The sequence below is a fragment of the Streptomyces sp. RLA123 genome (genome assembly GCF_056270165.1).
In genome coordinates this window covers 3,359,128-3,378,065 of record NZ_JBWDOR010000003.1, presented here as the reverse complement: position 1 = coordinate 3,378,065, position 18,938 = coordinate 3,359,128, and the positions used below count along the sequence as shown (strand labels likewise).

Below are 18,938 nucleotides of genomic sequence, written 5' to 3'. Positions count from 1 at the left end.
TGCCGGGAGGGGCTCGGGGGCCCGGTGGGGCCCGTGGGTCAGCGCGGGTCGAGACCGTGCGCGAGCAGCCACGGCAGCGGGTCGACTGCCGAGCCTCCGGCGGGGCGCACCTCGAAGTGCAGGTGCGGTCCGGTGGAGTTGCCGGAATTGCCGGAATAGGCGATGACCTCGCCGGCCTTGACGCTGCCCCAGCGGATCTTGGTGCTGCTCAGATGGCAGTACCAGGTCTCCGTGCCGTCCGGCGCGGTCACTATGGCCATGTTGCCGTAGCTGCTGTTCCACTGCGTGCGGACGGTGCCGTCGGTCGCGGCCATCACGGGGGTGCCGTAGCTGACCGGGAAGTCGATGCCCGTGTGGACCGACATCCAGTTGACGCCCGCCTGGCCGAAGTAGGCGCTCAGGCCGTGCTCGGACACCGGGAGCAGGAACTTGGGGCGCAGCGCCTCCTTGCGGGCCGCCTCCTCCGCCTTCCTCTTCCGCTCCGAGGCCTGGCGCTCCTTGATGTCGAGGCGCTCCTGGGTGCGGCTGGCGCGCGAGGCGAAATCGTCGACGTCCCGGTTCACGCCGGCCAGTTGCTGGTCGAGCTTGGTGGTGGGGGTCTTGGCGGCGTCGACGACAGCGTCCGCCTGCGTCGTGGTGGTGTCGCCCTCTTCCGTCGTGACGGTCACGGCGGCGGCGCAGGCCGCGACGCCCATGACCGCGGCGGAGGGGACGGCGACGACCAGCAGCGCCGAGCGCCGGGCGGGGCGGCGACGGCGGCTGCCGGCGCGGGGGCGCGGCAGGACGGGCGTGCCGTCCGGGTCCGCGTCGTACCCGGCGACGTGCTCGGCGTCGTACTCCTCCGGCTCGGCGCCGCCGTGCGGGTCCGTGTCGTGGAAGTCCTGGAGGTCGTGGCCGGTGGCGTCGTGTTCGTCGAACGGGTAGGTGTCCTCGCCGCCGGCGTAGTCCTCGGTGGCGTTCCCGTGGGGAACGGCCTCCGGCTCGCGGGCGTGGGGCACATACGCGTGGTGCTCGTGCGGAAGGGCGGGCTCCGGCTCCTGGTACTCGTACACCGGGGCGTGCTCGTACGCCGTCGCCGTCGCCGTCGTCGTGTAGTCGTACGTCTCGGCCGCGGGCTGCGTGTACCAGGTGCCGGTGGCCGCGCCGGCGGGGTCGCCGTAGCCTGCGGTGGCGTCCTGGGGCTGCTGCCAGTAGGCGGTCGCGGTGGTGTCCCACGAGCCGGTGGCCTGGGTGCCGGTGTCGTGTGCGGGGTAGCCCTGGCACGTGCCGAACAACGGGTCGTCATCCGCGTGGACAGCGCCTGCGAACTGGTACGGGGCGCTGGAATAGCCCTCGTGCCCGTAGGCGCTGTAGTCGGGGGCATACCCCGACGGGTGACGATCGTTCACCACTTCTCTTTCGCCTCGGCAGCAGGAGAATTAGCGGCGACTGTATCCCCCTGCGGCCGACGGCGACAATCTTCGGCAGGATTCAGGCATCGACGATGCCTTGTGTTCGATGGCGTTTCGATGCTTATGGGGACAGGACCGTCAAGCGGCGTCAACGGCGCCGGACGCCCGTTCCTCCCCGAGCAGCGCCTGTCGGATACCGGCCGCGATGGCCGCGTGCACCGGCATGGTCAGATGCCCGACACCTGCGACGTGCACATTGCGGGCGATGAGATCGGGGTGGTCCAGACGGGCCGCCTCGACCGGGCTCATCATCTCGTCCCAATCGCTCCAGAACGCTACGAAACGGGTACGGCAGCCGACCGCCGGTTCGGCCAGTTCCTCTATCAGATCGGAGTTGGGCCGCATCTGCCGGACGATGGGGTGCGGGTTGAGCAGGGGCGCGGCACGAGTGCCGGAGTGCGGGGTGCCGAGGGTGATCACGGTGCGTACCCGGCTGTCCCCGCCCAGGCGCTGCGTGTAGTAGCGCGCGATGAGCCCGCCGAGGCTATGGCCCACGATGTCCACCTGGCTGTGGCCCGTCTGCTCGCAGATCTGCTCCACATGACGGCCGAGCAACGCCGCGGCCGTGCGGATGTCGCAGGTCAGGGGGGAGTAGTTGACTGCCTGCACATGCGGCCAGCCGTGCCGGCGCAGGGACCGCCGGAGCATGGCGAACACCGAACGGTTGTCCACGAAGCCGTGCAGCAGCAACACCGGTGGGTGACTGCGGCCCGCGGTGGGGATGCGGGTCGGTTCCTCCGTCTCGCCGACCGGGGGTTCCGGCCCGCGTTCCTGGAAGATGCCGGTCGGGTACAGGAAAACATGACCGGTCAGGATGGCGATCTCGATCGCCGCGGCTCGTACGTAGGCCGCCTGACGCACCAGACGGTCTCCGACACCGAAAGACAGGACGCCCATGGCCTACCTCCCGTGCGGCACACGGAGACGGCTCTGTCCCCCGTGCGCCGAGAACGCGAAAGCCCGCGCCGTCTGCTCAAGCGATGACGACCACGGGCCGAACGCGTTTCTAACGTGAACGTGTCCCAATGGGTAATTTCCCCCTCGAGGGCCTTCGCGAAACTGTCCGGTCGGGGGATGCTGGCGATAACGTTCGTTCACAGAGGTGCCCGCTGAGCGCAGCAATCGTGTTGGAGGCAGTGATGGGAGTGTCCGGTCCGATCCGGGTCGTGGTGGCCAAGCCGGGACTAGACGGCCACGACCGCGGGGCCAAGGTCATCGCCCGCGCGCTGCGCGACGCCGGTATGGAGGTCATTTACACCGGCCTGCACCAGACGCCCGAACAGATCGTCGACACCGCGATCCAGGAGGACGCCGACGCGATCGGCATGTCCATCCTGTCCGGCGCCCATATGACGCTGTTCGCCAAGGTGCTGGAGCTGCTCGAGGAGCGCGACGCGAGCGACATCAAGGTCTTCGGCGGCGGCATCATCCCCGAGGACGACATGGCCCCGCTGCGCGAACTGGGCGTCGCCGCGATCTTCACTCCCGGTGCGACGACCTCCGAGGTCGTGGACTGGGTCAACGCCAACATCCGGCAGCCTGCCGGCGCCTGATCGCGCCCCGTCCGGCCCGGGCCGCGGGAGTCGCGGACTTCCGCGGTTCAGGCCAGCTCCTTGCTCATCGTCGCGCGCAGCCGCAGGGTGCCCACCAGACGCTGGAAGGCCTCGGCCCAGTAGGCACCCGCGCCCGGTGAGGTGCCGGCCGATTCCTCGGGCACCGCGGTGAGCGGTGTCGCGCGGTCGGCCTCCGCCGGGTCGAGGCAGCGCTCCGCGAGGCCCATGACCCCGCTGAAGCTCCACGGGTAGCTGCCGGCGTCACGGGCGATGTCCAGCGCGTCCACGACCGCCCGTCCCAGGGGACCCGCCCAGGGAACGGCGCACACCGCGAGCATCTGGAACGCCTCCGACAAACCGTGCGAGCCGATGAAGCGCGCCACCCATTCGGCCCTCTCGCCGGCCGGGAGCACCGCCAGCAGCTTCGCCGGGTCGCCCACCGGGGCGACCGCCGTCGCCGTGGTCGGTATCGGCCCGAGCAGCGCCCGGGCCCAGGCCGCGTCGCGCTGGCGGACCGCCGCCCGGCACCAGGCCGCGTGCAGGTCGCCCTGCCAGTCGTCGGCGACCGGCAGCGCGATGATCTCCTGCGGCGTGCGGCCGCCGAACCGGTTTGGCCATGTCCCGAGCGGCGCTGCGTCCGCTACCTGGCCGAACCACCACGACCGCTCGCCCCGCCCGGCCGGGGGTATCGCCACCACACCGTCGCGCTCCATCGCCGCGTCGCACTCGTACGGCGCCTCCACCATGATCCGGCTGTCCCCGGCGTCCCAGGACACGCAGGTCCTGGCCCTGGCCGCCATCCGGCCGGCCAGGGCGGAACCGGGCAGGGCGGAGAGCAGCTCGGCGGCGGTGGCCCGCACATTGCGACTGCGGTCGGAGAGCGCCTGTTCCAGGAAGGGCTCGTCGGCCGAGGACAGGCCCTCGCGCAGGGAATCCAGGAACATCAGGCGGTCCTCGGCGCGCTCACCGCTCCAGCCGGAACGCAGCAGGTCCAGCGCACCGCGGGGGTCGCGGGACCGCAGCCGCGTCAGCAGCGCCACCCGCTCGGCGAACAGACCCTCCTCCCACAGCTGCCGCACCTCGGGGCCGTTCGCCGCGTTCCCCGCGTCCGGTGCGGCACCGGAGGCGCCCGCCCGCAGCGCGAAGCGCCATTCCGCGTTCAGCTCCGCCAGCCAGAGTCCGCGCGGGCCCGCCAGGGCGAGCGCGTCCGGCCTCAGGTCGGTGCGGGCGCGGGCGGCGTCGAGCAGGGCGGGCAGCATCTCCGGGGGAGCCGCGTAACCGCGCGCGGTGGCCTCGCCGAGCCACTGCGGCAGCAGCTCGGCGAGATTGGGTGCCGCTCCCCGCCTGCCGCCGCTCCCACCCGACCGGTCCGCCAGCAGCAGCCCGAGCCGCCGCCGCGCGGCGGCCGGCAGGGCGGGGCGGGGATCGTCCGGGGCCGCGGCCGGCCGCTTCCCCGCGCCGGCCGGCCGCAGCCCCGCACGACGCCGCAGGACGGCGACCGCGGCGGCGTCGAGCAGTTCGGTGGGCGTCCCGCCCTTGCGCTCGGTGCCCATCAGGGCGGTCCCGACCAGATCGGCCCAGGTCGCCGTCTCCATGCGTCCCCCTTCGGTGTCGTTCGCGTCTGTCCGCGATGCGGGCGGCGGCCCCGGCGCTACGGCGCGAGGGCGACCGCCTCCGTGCCGGCCGCGCCCCAGGCCGTGTACGGCCGGAAGCCGCGGTGTCCCAGCTCGCCGAAGACCGTCACGGGCCGGCCTCCCGAGACCGCCGCCAGGCGCCACGGGCCCCCGGCGCCGCTGCCGCCCCCCGCGGTCACCGGCACCGCGTCGGCCCCCTCCGCGTCGGCGAGCTGCCAGCCCGTGTCACCCGGCACGGGCACGACCCCTGCGAGGACGGAGGGCCAGGCGTCCAGCCACGGGTCGTCCGCCAGGGCCTCCCCGTACGCCGCCAGTGCCGCGCCGACCGGCAGCCCGGGCGGCACTGGACCGGGGCCGGGCGCGGCGTGCCGGGTACCGAGCACGGCCCGCAGCGGTCGCGCGCCCGGGTGGTACGCCAGATCGGCGTCGACGCCGAGCCCGACCGGCAGGGCGAGCTCGGGGGCCCGGCCGCCCGCGCCGAAGGACAGCAGCAGTGCGGGCCGCCCGGTGTCCCTGCCGTGCAGCCATATGCGGCGGGTGGTCAGCCGATCGTCGGCCGAGTCGTGCTGGGCCAGCACCAGCCAGTGGTCCCGCACGGTGGGTCCGGCGAGCAGTTCCGCCGAATCCACCGTGTAACCCACCCGGGCGCGCACCGTCGCGGCCAGTGCGCCGGGAAGCCGGTCGTGCCCCAGAGCGCCCCGGGCCAGCAGATGGAGCAGCGCGGTCTCCTCCAGCAGCCGGGAGGGCCAGTCGCCTCCCGAGGCGGCCACCGCGCCCAGCTCGCGCACCCGCGAGGCGAGCCCGGGCGCCTGGGCGTCGACCATGCGGGCCGCCGTCTCCTCCCACCGCTGGTAGCCCTCGCGGTCGGCGCTGGACAGCCCTCCGAGCAGCAGATCCGTCAGCCGGCGTTCCAGCTCGGCCGCCCCGGCGGCGACCCTGCGCGCCCGTTGCCCGGCACGCTTGCGCGCCGCCTCGGGATCACCGCCCCCGGCAGGGGCGGCTCTGCGCTCCTCACGCGTCCTGCGCGCGTCGAGCCATTCGGTGACCCAGCCGGGCCGGCCGCCCCCGTGTGCGGCCGGCCCGACCTCGCCCCCGGACCACAGCAGCAGCAGTCCGATGGCGTGCTTGCAGGGGAACTTGCGGCTCGGGCAGCTGCACTTGGCGCCGGGCCCCGCCGTGTCCACGACCGTCTGGTACGGCTTGCTGCCGCTGCCCGCGCACAACCCCCACACCGCCGTGCCCGACGTCCCCGTGCCCGACCAGCGCGCGGCCGCCGCCAGACCCGTCCCGGCCTTCCGCGACGACGCGTCGGGCGCGAGGGCCAGGACCTGGTCGGCGGTCCACCGCTCGGGTCGCTGTTCGTCCATCCCGTCCATGCCCAAGACGGTAGGCCCGGGCACTGACAATCGGTTCTGACCTGGCGTGATGTCTCCGCTGAGGATGATTGTCAGTGGGGTCGTGCATCGTGGGAACCGCGGACGACGCAGGGGGTCTGACGGATCGTCCGCCTCAGTCCGACGTGCCCAGAACAGGGGGAGAACCATGTCCGCGGACACCGCACTCCGGCCGCATGCCGAAGACGCGTTCGCCCATGAGCTCAAGGCTCTCGCGGCGGCCGACGACCGGCCCCGCCCGGCCCGCTGGAATCTGTCGCCGTGGGCGGTCGCCACGTACCTGCTGGGCGGCGAGCTTCCCGACGGCACCGTCGTCACACCCAAGTACGTGGGACCGCGCCGCATCGTCGAGGTCGCAATCAGCACCCTCGCCACGGACCGGGCCCTGCTGCTGCTCGGGGTACCGGGCACGGCCAAGACCTGGGTCTCGGAGCATCTGGCGGCCGCCGTCAGCGGCGATTCCACCCTTCTCGTGCAGGGCACCGCCGGCACACCGGAGGAGGCCATCCGCTACGGGTGGAACTACGCGCAGTTGCTCACCCAGGGCCCCACCCGCGAGGCGCTCGTGCCCGGCCCGGTCATGCGGGCGATGGCCCAGGGCCGCATCGCCCGTGTCGAGGAGCTGACGCGCATCCCCGCGGACGTGCAGGACACCCTCATCACGATCCTGTCGGAGAAGACGCTGCCGATACCGGAGCTGGGTGCCGAGACCCAGGCGGTGGGCGGCTTCAACCTCATCGCGACCGCCAACGACCGGGACCGCGGGGTCAACGACCTGTCCAGCGCGCTGCGCAGGCGTTTCAACACCGTCGTGCTGCCGCTGCCGGCGACCGTGGAGGAGGAGGTCGACATCGTCAGCCGCCGGGTCGGCCAGCTCGGCCGGTCGCTCGACCTGCCGTCCGTGCCCGCGGGCGCGGACGAGATCCGGCGGGTCGTCACCGTCTTCCGTGAGCTGCGCGGCGGGGTCACCGCCGACGGCAGGACGAAGGTCAAGTCCCCCTCGGGCACGCTCTCCACGGCCGAGGCCATCTCGGTGGTCACCAGCGGGCTGGCGCTCGCGGCCCACTTCGGCGACGGCGTACTGCGCGCCGGGGAGGTGGCGGCGGGGATCCTGGGTGCGGTGGTCCGCGACCCCGCGGCCGACCGTGTGGTGTGGCGGGAGTACCTGGAGACCGTGGTCCGGGAGCGGGAGGGCTGGAAGGACTTCTACCGCGCCTGCCGGGAGGTGACGCCGTGACGGACGGGCCGGCGCTGCTGGGGGTGCGGCACCACGGGCCGGGGTCGGCCCGCGGGGTCCGCGCGGCGCTCGACCGGTACGCGCCGCAGATCGTGCTGATCGAGGGACCGCCGGAGGCGGACGCCGTCGTGGGGCTGGCCGCCGAGCCGGGCATGCGGCCCCCGGTCGCCCTCCTCGCGCACGTCGTCGACGAGCCGTCCCGGGCCGGGTTCTGGCCGTTCGCCGACTTCTCCCCGGAGTGGGAGGCGATCCGCTGGGCGACCGCGCGGGGGGTGCCGGTCCGCTTCATCGACCTGCCGGCGGCCCATTCGCTGCTGATGCGGGAGCCCGTGGAGGACGGGACGCGCGCGGAAGCGGCGGCGGAAGCCGAGCAAGCCGGGGAAGAGGACGGCGGATCCGGGGACGTCCGGGTGCGGATCGACCCGCTCGCCGTGCTCGCGGAGACCGCCGGTTACGACGACCCCGAGCGGTGGTGGGAGGACGCCGTGGAGCACCGGGGCCGCGACAGCGAGGCAGATGGCGCGGATGACGCGGACGACGCGCTCGCGGCGTTCAGGGCGATCGCCGAGGCCATGGGGGCGCTGCGGGAGGAGTACGGGGACGGGGGGCATCCGCACGACGCCGTGCGCGAGGCGCACATGCGGCTGCGCATACGCGACGCCCGCCGCGAGCACGAGCGGGTGGCGGTGGTCTGCGGTGCCTGGCACGTGCCCGCGCTCGCGGCCGTGACCGGGGTGACCGCCGACCGGGCCCTGCTGAAGGGCCTGCCCAAGGCCAAGGTCGAGATCACCTGGGTGCCCTGGACCCACCGGCGGCTGTCCCGGGCCGGCGGGTACGGGGCCGGGATCGCCTCGCCCGGCTGGTACCGGCACCTGTTCACCGCACCGGACCGGCCCGTCGCGCGCTGGATGACCAAGGTCGCCGGACTGCTGCGTGAGGAGGATCTGCCGGTCTCCTCCGCGCACGTCATCGAGGCGGTGCGGCTCGCCGAGACGCTCGCCGCGATGCGCGGCCGCCCGCTGGCCGGTCTGGGTGAGACCACCGACGCGATACGGGCCGTGATGTGCGACGGATCCGATGTGCCGATGGAACTCATCCGCGACCGCCTGGTGGTGGGGGACACTCTGGGCCAGGTCCCGGACGGCGCCCCGGCGGTGCCGCTCGCCCGTGACCTGGCACGTGAGCAGCGCAGGCTGCGACTGAAGCCGGAGGCACTGGAGAAGGAGGTGGAGCTCGACCTGCGCAAGGAGACCGACGCCGGCCGCAGCCGCCTGCTGCACCGGTTGCGGCTGCTGGGCATCGGGTGGGGCGAGCCCGCCCGGTCCCGCGCCGGCACCGGCACCTTCCGCGAGACCTGGCGGCTGCGCTGGGAGCCCGAGTTGGCGGTGCGGGTCGCCGAGGCCGGAGTGTGGGGGACCACCGTGTCGTCGGCCGCCACCGCCAAGGCGGAGGACGAGGCGGTCCGGGCGGCCGCGCTCGCCGAGGTCACCGGCCTCGCCGAGCGCTGCCTGCTCGCGGAACTGCCCGACGCGCTGCCGACCGTGATGCGGGTGCTCGCCGACCGCGCCGCGCTCGACGCCGACGTCGGCCACCTCGCGCAGGCGCTGCCCGCGCTGGTGCGGTCCGTCCGCTACGGCGATGTCCGGGGCACCGACGCGGCCGCGTTGCGCGAGGTGGCCGAAGGGCTGGCCGAGCGGATATGCGTCGGTCTTCCGCCCGCGTGCGCCGGGCTGGACGCAGACGGCGCGGCCGAGATGCGCGGCCATGTCCAGGGCGTGCAGGAGGCGGTGGTCCTGCTGGCCGACGAGGGGCTGCGCAGGCGCTGGGCGGGGGTCCTGCGGACCCTGGCGGTGCGCGACCGGGGGATGCCGGGGCTGCTGCGCGGCAGCGCCGCCCGCCTGCTGCTGGACGACGGCCGGCTCGAGGCCGAGGAGGTGGCCCGCCTGATGGGGCTGGCCCTCTCGACCGGTACGCCGCCGCAGGAGGCGGCCGCGTGGACGGAGGGCTTCCTCGCCGGGGGCGGCATGCTGCTCGTCCACGACGCGCGGCTGCTCGCCCTGGTCGACGACTGGCTGTCGGCGGTCCCGGCCGCCGCATTCGACGACGTACTGCCGCTGCTGCGGCGCACGTTCGGCGAGTTCGACGCGGGCGTGCGGCGCACGGTGGGGGAGCTGGTGCGGCGCGGCCCGGCGGGCGGCCCGCCCGAGGCGCCGGGGGAGGGCGCGCCGGGCTTCGCCTCCGGGCTGGACGGGGCCCGGGCGGACGCGGTGCTGGCGACTGTCCGGCTCCTGCTGGGACACGACCGACCGACAGGGGGAACGGCGACATGAGCGGCGACATGAGCAGGGTCATGAGCGGGACCGTGAACGGCGACCCGAGTACGGACACCGGCATCGACGGCGAGGAGCGGCTGCGCCGCTGGCGGCTGGTGCTGGGCGGAGGCCAGGCCGACGGCACCGGCCACGCGCTCACCGGCCGCGACGCCGCCATGGACCGGACGCTGGAGGCGCTGTACGGCTCCGGACCGCGCGTCGACGGCGGGACGCCCGGGCGGGGCCGGCCCCGGTCCGCCGGGCTGGGCGGTTCCGCGCCGCAGGTCGCGCGGTGGCTCGGCGACATCCGCAGCTACTTCCCGAGCAGCGTCGTCCAGGTGATGCAGCGCGACGCCATCGACCGGCTCGGACTGTCCGCGCTGCTGCTGGAACCGGAGATGCTGGAGGCGGTCGAGGCCGACGTGCATCTGGTCGGCACGCTGCTGTCGCTCAACAAGGCGATGCCCGAGACGACGAAGGAGACCGCCCGGGCCGTGGTCCGCACGGTCGTGGAGGACCTGGAGAAGCGCCTGGCCTCCCGCACCCGCGCCACCCTCACCGGGGCGCTGGACCGCTCGGCGCGGATCAACCGCCCGCGCCACCGCGACATCGACTGGGACCGCACCATCCGCGCCAATCTCCGGCACTACCTGCCGGAGCACGGCACGGTCGTCCCCGAACGGCTGATCGGCCACGGCCGTGCCGCGCAGGCGGTGAAGAAGGACGTCGTCCTCTGCATCGACCAGTCCGGGTCGATGGCCGCCTCGGTCGTCTACGCCTCCGTCTTCGGTGCGGTCCTCGCCTCGATGCGCAGCATCGACACCAAGCTGGTCGTCTTCGACACCGCCGTCGTGGACCTCACCGAGCAGCTGGACGACCCCGTCGACGTCCTCTTCGGCACCCAGCTCGGCGGCGGCACCGACATCAACCGGGCACTGGCCTACTGCCAGTCGCTGATCACCCGTCCGGCCGACACCGTGGTGGTGCTCATCAGCGACCTCTTCGAGGGCGGTATACGGGACGAGATGCTCAAGCGCGTCGCGGCCATGCGGGCCTCCGGCGTCCAGTTCGTCGCCCTGCTCGCCTTGTCCGACGAGGGGGCCCCCTCCTACGACCGCGAGCACGCCGCCGCCCTGGCGGCCCTCGGCGCCCCGGCCTTCGCCTGCACGCCCGACCTGTTCCCGGAGATCATGGCCGCGGCGGTGGAGAAGCGGCCGCTGCCCGTGCCGGAGGGGTGAGGCCGCCGGCGCCGCCCGAAGCGCCCGAATCACCCGGAAGGGTCAATCGCGCAGTGGCCACGGACGAGGTCTGTGACTGTTCTCACCGCTCGTCCACGAGCTGGGATTTAGTCGTGCCGCCCGCGCGGCGCTAACCTGCCAAACGGACATGCCGCGTGCTCGGCCGACGTGTGCGCCCCCCGTACGACCGTACGCATGGATCGTTACGAAGACGTCAGCGACGTCCGCTCCCGGCACGCTCACGCCAACAACGAACCCGCGATTACCAAGGACGGACGCGCGTGGACCTGTTCGAGTACCAGGCGAGGGACCTCTTCGCCAAGCACGGTGTACCGGTGCTGGCCGGTGAAGTCATCGACACGCCTGAGGCGGCGCGCGAGGTCGCGGAGCGGCTCGGTGGCAAGGCTGTCGTCAAGGCACAGGTGAAGACCGGTGGCCGAGGCAAGGCCGGCGGCGTGAAGGTGGCGTCGGACCCCGAGGACGCGGTGATCAAGGCCGGTCAGATCCTCGGCATGGACATCAAGGGCCACACGGTCCACAAGGTGATGCTGGCGGAGCTGGCCCCGGAGATCGCCTCCGAGTACTACGTCTCCTTCCTGCTCGACCGCGCCAACCGGACCTTCCTGGCGATGGCCTCGGTCGAGGGCGGCATGGAGATCGAGGAGGTCGCGGCGACCAAGCCCGAGGCCCTCGCGAAGATCGCCGTGGACGCCAACGAGGGCGTCACCCCGGAGAAGGCCCGCGAGATCGTCGAGGCGGCCGCCTTCCCGGCCGACGTCGCCGACCAGGTGGTCGAGATCCTGCAGACCCTGTGGAAGACCTTCATCGCCGAGGACGCGCTCCTCGTCGAGGTCAACCCGCTCGCCAAGGTTGCCGACGGCCGCGTCATCGCGCTCGACGGCAAGGTCTCCCTGGACGAGAACGCCGACTTCCGCCAGCCGGAGCACGAGGCGCTGGTCGACCACGCCTCCGCCAACCCGCTGGAGGCCGCGGCCAAGGCCAAGGGCCTGAACTACGTCAAGCTCGAGGGCGAGGTCGGCATCATCGGCAACGGCGCGGGTCTCGTCATGAGCACCCTGGACGTCGTCGCCTACGCCGGCGAGGGCCACGGCAACGTGAAGCCCGCCAACTTCCTCGACATCGGCGGTGGCGCTTCCGCCGAGGTCATGGCCAACGGTCTTGAGATCATCCTCGGCGACCCGGACGTCAAGTCCGTCTTCGTCAACGTCTTCGGTGGCATCACCGCCTGCGACGCGGTCGCCAACGGCATCGTCCAGGCCCTGGAGCTGCTCAAGTCCAAGGGCGAGGAGGTCACCAAGCCGCTCGTCGTCCGCCTGGACGGCAACAACGCGGAGCTGGGCCGGCAGATCCTCACCGACGCCAACCACCCGCTGGTCGAGCAGGTCGACACCATGGACGGCGCCGCGGAGCGCGCCGCCGAGCTGGCTGCGAAGTAAGGGACAGGTCACCACATCATGGCTATCTTCCTGACCAAGGAAAGCAAGGTCATCGTCCAGGGGATGACCGGTTCCGAGGGCACCAAGCACACGCGGCGCATGCTCGCCTCGGGCACCAACATCGTCGGTGGCGTGAACCCGCGCAAGGCCGGCACCAGCGTGGACTTCGACGGCACCGAGGTGCCGGTCTTCGGCTCCGTCGCCGAGGCCATGGAGAAGACCGGTGCCGACGTCACCGTCATCTTCGTCCCGCCGAAGTTCGCCAAGGACGCGGTCGTCGAGGCCATCGACGCCGAGATTCCGCTCGCGGTCGTGATCACCGAGGGCATCGCCGTCCACGACACCGCCTCCTTCTGGGCGTACGCGGGCAGCAAGGGCAACAAGACCCGGATCATCGGCCCGAACTGCCCCGGCCTGATCACCCCCGGCCAGTCGAACGCGGGCATCATCCCGGCCGACATCAGCACCGCCGGCCGCATCGGCCTGGTGTCGAAGTCCGGCACGCTGACCTACCAGATGATGTACGAGCTCAGCGACATCGGCTTCTCCTCGGCCGTGGGCATCGGTGGTGACCCGATCATCGGCACCACCCACATCGACGCGCTGAAGGCGTTCCAGGACGACCCCGACACCGACCTGATCGTCATGATCGGCGAGATCGGCGGCGACGCCGAGGAGCGTGCCGCGGCCTTCATCGCCGAGCACGTCACCAAGCCGGTCGTCGGCTACGTCGCGGGCTTCACCGCGCCCGAGGGCAAGACCATGGGCCACGCCGGTGCCATCGTCTCGGGCTCCTCCGGCACCGCCCAGGCGAAGAAGGAGGCCCTCGAGGCCGCCGGCGTCAAGGTGGGCAAGACCCCGTCGGAGACGGCCCGCCTCGCGCGCGCCATCCTGCAGGGCTGACCACCCCTCGTACAGCGCACGGCAGCGGGCCCGCTCCCTTCGGGGGGCGGGCCCGCTGCCGTGCGTCCGGGGCCGGCGTCAGGGGGAGAAACGGATGTCGATCAGCGGCGTCGACACCGAGAAGTGGTCGCTGAGCGGCCCGAAGATGAGCCCCCCGGCGGTCAGCAGCACGAGGACGACGGTGGCGGCGACCGATCCGAAGGTCTGGTGCCGCAGCCGTTCCTCGCTCATCTCGCGTACCTGCTCCGCGGGGAGCTCCGGCACGCACGGCTGGTTCAGGAGGCCGGACAGCCCGGCGACCGCCTCCTCGCCGAGCGTGTCACGGGCCCGGATGATGCGCGCTGCCGTCGTGGGTGTGCTGGCCATGCTCTCGGCGGCGGTGCGGCGCAGGCCGAGGCCGAGGCCCTCGTGGAGCAGCACGGCGTGGCGTGCGCCACGCGGCAGCCGCTGGAGGTCACCGCGGGCACGGCGCCGTGTGCGGTGCCAGGGCACGAACTGCTGCCAGGGGGCCAGCGCGTGCTCGAAAGCCTGGGAGCGGAGCCAGCCGACGGGATCGGGGTCGGCCGCGACCTCGGGCCAGCGCTGCCAGGCCCGGTGGAAGGCGCGGTGGACCACGTGCCGGCCCAGTTCCTCGTTGCCGGTGAGTACCTCGACCTGCCGGATCAGGGCGGGGGCGGCGTGTGCGTAGAGCGTGTCGAAGGCGGCTTCGGCGGCCTTGGCGAGGCGCAGTTCCGCCTCCTCGGCGGCCGCCTCGGCCTCCTTGGCCGCGGCCTTGGTCTCTTTCGCCACCGCTTTCGCCGTCGCCCTGACCTGCTTCGCCGACGCTTCGGACGTCTCGGATGCCCCGGTCGCCTCAGCCGCCGCCTCGTCCACGGGCGCGGGCGGGCCGGACTCCTCCGGCCGCCCGGGCCGCGGAGCCCGGGGTGCCTCGGCCCGGGGCGCGCGTGGGGGCCCCGCGGCCCCGGCCGCCCCTTGGGGAGGGGCGGCCGGGGGCGGAGCCGACGGGGCGGTCCGCGGGGTCGTCGGGGGCTGCGGGTGGGACCGCCGCTTCTTGGCGGTCCGTGCCGTCTTCGTCAGGTGGGTGCGGGTCATGCGATCGACCACTCGGATCGTGTGAAGATGCGCATAACGCCATATTCCGCGACACGACGGACATTCGCATGCTGCGGAGGTAAATGGGGTCTTCTTGGCAGCATGGGGTGCCGTGACCGCCGCACGTGCTGTGAGCCTTGTCTTCCGCCGTGTCCGGGCTGCGCACGAGGCCCTGCGCAGCGCGGAGTCCGTGCCCGCCTTCACCGGCGGCGTGCTCGCCGCCGGGCTGGGGCTCGGCGGCTTCGCCGTCCTGGTGCTGTTCCTCTGGATCATCTCGCCGTTCCCCGACAGCGGGCTGTACGGGGCCCTGCACATCGCCGCCGACTGCTGGCTGCTGGCGCACGGCACCGACCTGCTGCGGGTGGAGACGGTCTCCGGCGTCCCCGCGCCCGTAGGGGTCACACCGTTGCTCCTGGCCGCCTTTCCGGTGTGGCTGCTCTACCGGGCCGGCGCCGAAGCCGCCGCCCCCGCGTCGACCGACCGGGCGGCGGTGTCCGCCGTGGCCTGGCTGATCGGCGGGTATGTCGCGGTGGCCGCGGGCGCGGCCATCTTCACCTCGTACGGGCCGGTGCGAAGTGACGCGCTCGGCGCCGGGCTCCATGTGCCCGTGGTCGCCGCACTGGCGGCGGCGGCCGGGGCATGGGCCGAACGGGGACGGCCGCACATCCCCCTTCCGGCGGCACTCCACCGGGTGACGGACAGGGTGCCGGCGGGCGAGGTCGGTCCGGTGACCCGGTCGGCGGCTGCGGGGGTGGCGGTGCTGCTGGCCGGCGGCGCGGTGCTCACGGCGGTCGCGCTGGTCTCGCATCCCGGGGCCACGGGGGCGTCCTTCAGCCGGCTCAGCGAGGCGCTGTCCGGGCGGCTGGCGGTGCTCGCCCTGTCGGTGGCGCTGATCCCCAACGCGGCGGTGTGGGGCGCCGCCTACGCCCTCGGGCCGGGGTTCTCCCTGGGCACGGAGGCGGTCGTGCGGCCCGCCGGTGCGGTCGGTGACCCCGTGCTGCCGGACTTCCCGCTCCTGGCCGCGCTGCCCCATGCGGGGCCGGGCACGGTGCTGACCTGGCTCGCGCTGCTGGTGCCGGCCGTCGCGGGGGTGACCGTGGGCTGGTTCGCGGTCGACCGCGAGGCCTCCGCCGGCCTGGGCCGTACGGCCGCCCGGGCGGCACTCGGCGGCGCGGCCTGCGGCGTGGTCCTCGGTCTGCTCACGGAGCTCGCCGCGGGCCCCCTCGGCTCCGGCGCCCTCGCCGACTTCGGCCCCTCGCGCTGGCTCATCGCGGCCGCGGCCGTCGGCTGGACCGTCGTCATCGGCGTCCCCACCGCCCTTCTGGTGCGCTGGGTCCGCCGCTTCCGCGCGTCCCGTGCCGTCTTCGACGACGACGATTACGACGACGATTACGACGACGACTACGACTACGGCGACGACGACTGCAACGACGCATACGACGACGACGACGCCGAAGCTGCCGACGATGAAGAGACCGAATCCGACGACGGTCAGGCGGAGTCCGCGGTCACGGACTCCGCCTGACCGCCACGGCGCTCACGCCTTGCGCAGCCAGACCGGCGGGGCCGGCGTGTCGTGGGCACAGGAGTCGCGCGCCGACTGGGTGAGGGAGTCGCCGACGCAGGAGTAGTAGTCGCGGTAGGCGAACTCGCTGCTGAGCAGGCCGGCCACGAGGCCGACCGCGAGGGCGCCCATGACGATGCCGCCGACCGCGGCGGGGCGCTGGGGCTTGGCGTTGGGGTCGGCCGGCGGGGGCGGGGCCTGGGCGGGGCCGTCGGCCAGCAGGGCGGCGGCCTCGGCGCGTGCCTTGGCGCGCTCCTCCGGCTTCATGCGGAGCGCGTTGACGCCCCAGTAGAGGGCGAGCCCGCCGAGCAGCAGGGCAAGGTACGTCCAGCCGAGCAGCAGGGCGAAGAACAGCCCCCACATGCCGCACAGCAGGGCGTAGCGGGCACGCCGCTGCGCCGGGTCGGTCGGGTCGAAGCGCGGCCCGTCCGGTCGCCTGCCGCCGTAGCCGCCGTCTCCGCCGGGGCGGTCGCCGAGACCGCCGCCGCGCCCCGGCTGCCGGTCGCTCCACTGACTGCCCCAAGCGGGTGGCGGGGGTGGCGTCGGCCGCTGGTCGGAGTCCTGCTCGTCCGAGGGCTGCTGCGGCCTGCGCGGCTGCCACGGCTGGTCGGGAGCGTCTTCCGGCGGCGGAGCGAACGGATTGTCCTGCTCATGGCCGCGGCCACTGCTCATGGTTGCCTGGGTCATCCCCTTGCCGTCGACTCCTCGAGTTGTCGGACGCGCTACTACGCCGTTCTCCCCCCAGACGCTACCGTCCGGGCGCTCCCCCGTCCCCGTGGGGGGCAGTCGGGTGTGCCGGTATCGTTGCTGACGGTCGACGGGCTCGTAGGGTTCCCCGGAATGGGGGGGATCTTCGAGTCGTACGATCCTCCAAAACGCCGGACCCGAGAGTTGACCCGCAGTGGCCGCAGTCTTCCCGCCCCTTTCCCGCCCCGCCCGACTCGTCGTGCTCGTCTCAGGTTCGGGCACGAACCTTCAGGCACTGCTGGACGCGGGGGCGCATGTCGTCGCCGTGGGCGCGGACCGCTCCGGCATCGCGGGACTGGAGCGCGCGGAGCGCGCCGGGGTACCGACGTTCGTGTGCCGGGTGAAGGACCACGGCGACCGCGGCGCATGGGACGCGGCGCTGGCCGAGGCCGTCGCGGCGTACGAGCCCGACCTGGTCGTCTCGGCCGGTTTCATGAAGATCGTGGGCAAGGAGTTCCTGGCCCGCTTCGGTGGCCGCGTCGTCAACACGCATCCGGCGCTGCTGCCGAGTTTCCCGGGCGCGCACGGGGTGCGCGACGCCCTCGCCTACGGCGCGAAGGTCACCGGCTGCACCGTCCACTTCGTCGACGACGGCGTCGACACCGGCCCGATCATCGCCCAGGGCGTGGTCGAGGTGCGGGAGGACGACACGGAGGAAGCTCTCCACGAGCGCATCAAGGAAGTCGAGCGAAGGCTGCTCGTCGACGTCGTGGGGCGGTTGTCCCGCGACGGCTATCGCATTGAGGGACGAAAGGTTCTGTTGCCGTGAGTACCAAGCGGGAGATCCGGCGCGCGCTGGTCAGCGTCTACGACAAGACCGGTCTGGAGGAGCTGGCCCGCGGCCTGCACGAGGCGGGCGTCCAGCTGGTCTCCACCGGCTCGACGGCCGGGCGGATCGCCGCCGCCGGGGTTCCGGTGACGAAGGTGGAGGAGCTGACCGGCTTCCCCGAGTGCCTGGACGGCCGGGTGAAGACCCTGCATCCGAAGGTGCACGCGGGCATCCTCGCCGACCTGCGTCTCGAGGACCACCGCCGGCAGCTGGAGGAGCTGGGCGTCGAGCCCTTCGACCTGGTCGTGGTCAATCTCTACCCCTTCCGCGAGACCGTCGCGTCCGGCGCCTCGGACGACGAGTGCGTCGAGCAGATCGACATCGGCGGCCCGTCGATGGTGCGCGCCGCCGCCAAGAACCACCCGTCCGTGGCGGTCGTGACCAGCCCCGAGCGCTACGCGGACGTGCTCGCCGCCGTCCGGGAGGGCGGGTTCGACCTCGCCACCCGCAAGCGCCTCGCCGGCGAGGCCTTCCAGCACACCGCCGCGTACGACGTCGCGGTCGCGAGCTGGTTCGCCGACTCGTACGCGCCGGCCGACGAGAGCCCCTTCCCGGACTTCCTGGGCGCCACCTACGAGCGCAAGAACGTGCTGCGCTACGGCGAGAACCCGCACCAGGCCGCGGCCCTCTACACCGACGGCGGTCCCGGCCTCGCCAACGCCGAGCAGCTGCACGGCAAGGAGATGTCGTACAACAACTACGTCGACACCGAGGCCGCGCGCCGGGCGGCGTACGACCACGACGCGCCCTGCGTGGCGATCATCAAGCACGCCAACCCGTGCGGCATCGCGGTCGGCGACGACGTCGCCGAGGCGCACCGCAAGGCGCACGCCTGCGACCCGCTGTCGGCGTTCGGCGGCGTCATCGCCGTGAACCGGCCGGTGAGCGTGGCCATGGCCGAGCAGGTCGCGGACATCTTCACCGAGGTCATCGTGGCGCCGGACTTCGAGGAGGGCGCGGTCGAGGTCCTGGCCCGCAAGAAGAACATCCGTGTGCTGCGCTGCCCCGAGGCGCCCGTCGCGGTGACGGAGTTCCGCCCGGTCGAGGGCGGCCTGCTGCTGCAGGAGAAGGACCGTCTCCAGGCCACCGGCGACGACCCGGCCACCTGGACGCTGGCGACCGGCGAGCCGCTGACGGAAGGGGAGTTGGCCGACCTCGCCTTCGCGTGGCGGGCCTGCCGGGCCGTGAAGTCCAACGCCATCCTGCTGGCCAAGGGCGGCGCGACGGTCGGCGTCGGCATGGGCCAGGTCAACCGTGTCGACTCCGCCAAGCTCGCCGTCCAGCGGGCCGGTGAGGAGCGGGCGGCCGGCTCCTACGCGGCGTCCGACGCCTTCTTCCCGTTCCCGGACGGACTGGAGGTGCTGACCGGCGCAGGCGTCAAGGCCGTGGTGCAGCCGGGCGGTTCGGTGCGCGACGAGGCCGTGGTCGAGGCGGCGCGCCAGGCGGGCGTGACCATGTACCTCACCGGGACGCGGCACTTCTTCCACTGAGGCGGAACTCCTGGCTTCGTGCCGAAGGCCCCCGCAC

15 protein-coding genes are annotated in these 18,938 nt (G+C 73.3%); 9 read left to right on the top strand and 6 right to left on the bottom strand.

The window, feature by feature from the left end:
• Positions 1–38: 38 nt before the first annotated feature.
• Together RV983_RS15210 and RV983_RS15205 are read right to left on the bottom strand one after the other, a co-directional pair.
• A complete protein-coding gene (locus RV983_RS15210) occupies positions 39–1,388 on the bottom strand; it encodes a M23 family metallopeptidase (RefSeq protein ID WP_475986334.1) in 1,350 nt (449 codons plus the stop codon).
• Positions 1,389–1,529: 141 nt separating this feature from the next.
• A complete protein-coding gene (locus RV983_RS15205; protein ID WP_475986333.1) occupies positions 1,530–2,348 on the bottom strand; it encodes an esterase/lipase family protein in 819 nt (272 codons plus the stop codon).
• 242 nt (positions 2,349–2,590) lie between these two features.
• Between RV983_RS15205 and RV983_RS15200 the strand changes: the two genes are divergently transcribed.
• A complete protein-coding gene (locus tag RV983_RS15200) occupies positions 2,591–3,004 on the top strand; it encodes a cobalamin B12-binding domain-containing protein (RefSeq protein ID WP_475986332.1) in 414 nt (137 codons plus the stop codon).
• A gap of 47 nt (positions 3,005–3,051) precedes the next feature.
• Here RV983_RS15200 and RV983_RS15195 read toward each other — a convergent pair whose 3' ends face one another.
• Entirely contained in the window at positions 3,052–4,599 is a 1,548-nt protein-coding gene (locus RV983_RS15195; RefSeq protein ID WP_475986331.1) for a DUF5691 domain-containing protein, read from the bottom strand.
• A gap of 56 nt (positions 4,600–4,655) precedes the next feature.
• Complete coding sequence (locus tag RV983_RS15190; RefSeq protein ID WP_475986330.1) at positions 4,656–6,014, bottom strand: SWIM zinc finger family protein; 1,359 nt, start codon at positions 6,012–6,014, stop codon at positions 4,656–4,658.
• A gap of 166 nt (positions 6,015–6,180) precedes the next feature.
• Between RV983_RS15190 and RV983_RS15185 the strand changes: the two genes are divergently transcribed.
• From RV983_RS15185 to sucD, 5 genes are all read left to right on the top strand, one after another.
• Positions 6,181–7,269 (top strand): ATP-binding protein, encoded by a 1,089-nt coding sequence (locus RV983_RS15185; RefSeq protein WP_475986329.1) that lies wholly within the window; start codon positions 6,181–6,183, stop codon positions 7,267–7,269.
• A complete protein-coding gene (locus tag RV983_RS15180) occupies positions 7,227–9,599 on the top strand; it encodes a DUF5682 family protein (protein ID WP_475990334.1) in 2,373 nt (790 codons plus the stop codon). The genes RV983_RS15185 and RV983_RS15180 overlap by 43 nt, the downstream gene beginning before the upstream one ends.
• A gap of 20 nt (positions 9,600–9,619) precedes the next feature.
• Positions 9,620–10,819 carry a VWA domain-containing protein gene (locus RV983_RS15175; RefSeq protein WP_475986328.1) on the top strand — a complete coding sequence of 400 codons (1,200 nt, stop codon included), beginning with the start codon at positions 9,620–9,622 and terminating at the stop codon, positions 10,817–10,819.
• Positions 10,820–11,100: 281 nt separating this feature from the next.
• Positions 11,101–12,276, top strand: coding sequence for an ADP-forming succinate--CoA ligase subunit beta (sucC, locus tag RV983_RS15170; protein ID WP_475986327.1), 1,176 nt, complete (start codon positions 11,101–11,103; stop codon positions 12,274–12,276).
• 18 nt (positions 12,277–12,294) lie between these two features.
• Complete coding sequence (gene sucD / locus RV983_RS15165) at positions 12,295–13,179, top strand: succinate--CoA ligase subunit alpha (protein WP_360902261.1); 885 nt, start codon at positions 12,295–12,297, stop codon at positions 13,177–13,179.
• Positions 13,180–13,257: 78 nt separating this feature from the next.
• On the opposite strand, the gene RV983_RS15160 is transcribed toward sucD, so the two are convergent.
• A complete protein-coding gene (locus RV983_RS15160; RefSeq protein WP_475986326.1) occupies positions 13,258–13,968 on the bottom strand; it encodes a SigE family RNA polymerase sigma factor in 711 nt (236 codons plus the stop codon).
• Between the two features lie 415 nt (positions 13,969–14,383).
• On the opposite strand from RV983_RS15160, the gene RV983_RS15155 reads away from it, so the two are divergent.
• The gene (locus RV983_RS15155; protein ID WP_475986325.1) at positions 14,384–15,796 is read left to right on the top strand and encodes a cell division protein PerM; all 1,413 of its coding nucleotides are present in this window, start codon (positions 14,384–14,386) and stop codon (positions 15,794–15,796) included.
• Between the two features lie 12 nt (positions 15,797–15,808).
• Here the strand turns inward: RV983_RS15155 and RV983_RS15150 are convergent, their stop codons facing one another.
• Complete coding sequence (locus tag RV983_RS15150; protein WP_475986324.1) at positions 15,809–16,522, bottom strand: hypothetical protein; 714 nt, start codon at positions 16,520–16,522, stop codon at positions 15,809–15,811.
• Between the two features lie 214 nt (positions 16,523–16,736).
• Between RV983_RS15150 and purN the strand changes: the two genes are divergently transcribed.
• Both purN and purH read left to right on the top strand, forming a co-directional pair.
• Positions 16,737–17,351: a phosphoribosylglycinamide formyltransferase gene (gene purN / locus RV983_RS15145; protein WP_475986323.1), complete on the top strand. Its 615-nt coding sequence runs from the start codon at positions 16,737–16,739 to the stop codon at positions 17,349–17,351.
• Complete coding sequence (gene purH / locus RV983_RS15140; RefSeq protein ID WP_475986322.1) at positions 17,348–18,901, top strand: bifunctional phosphoribosylaminoimidazolecarboxamide formyltransferase/IMP cyclohydrolase; 1,554 nt, start codon at positions 17,348–17,350, stop codon at positions 18,899–18,901. Before purN ends, purH begins: the two co-directional genes overlap by 4 nt.
• Positions 18,902–18,938: the final 37 nt, after the last annotated feature.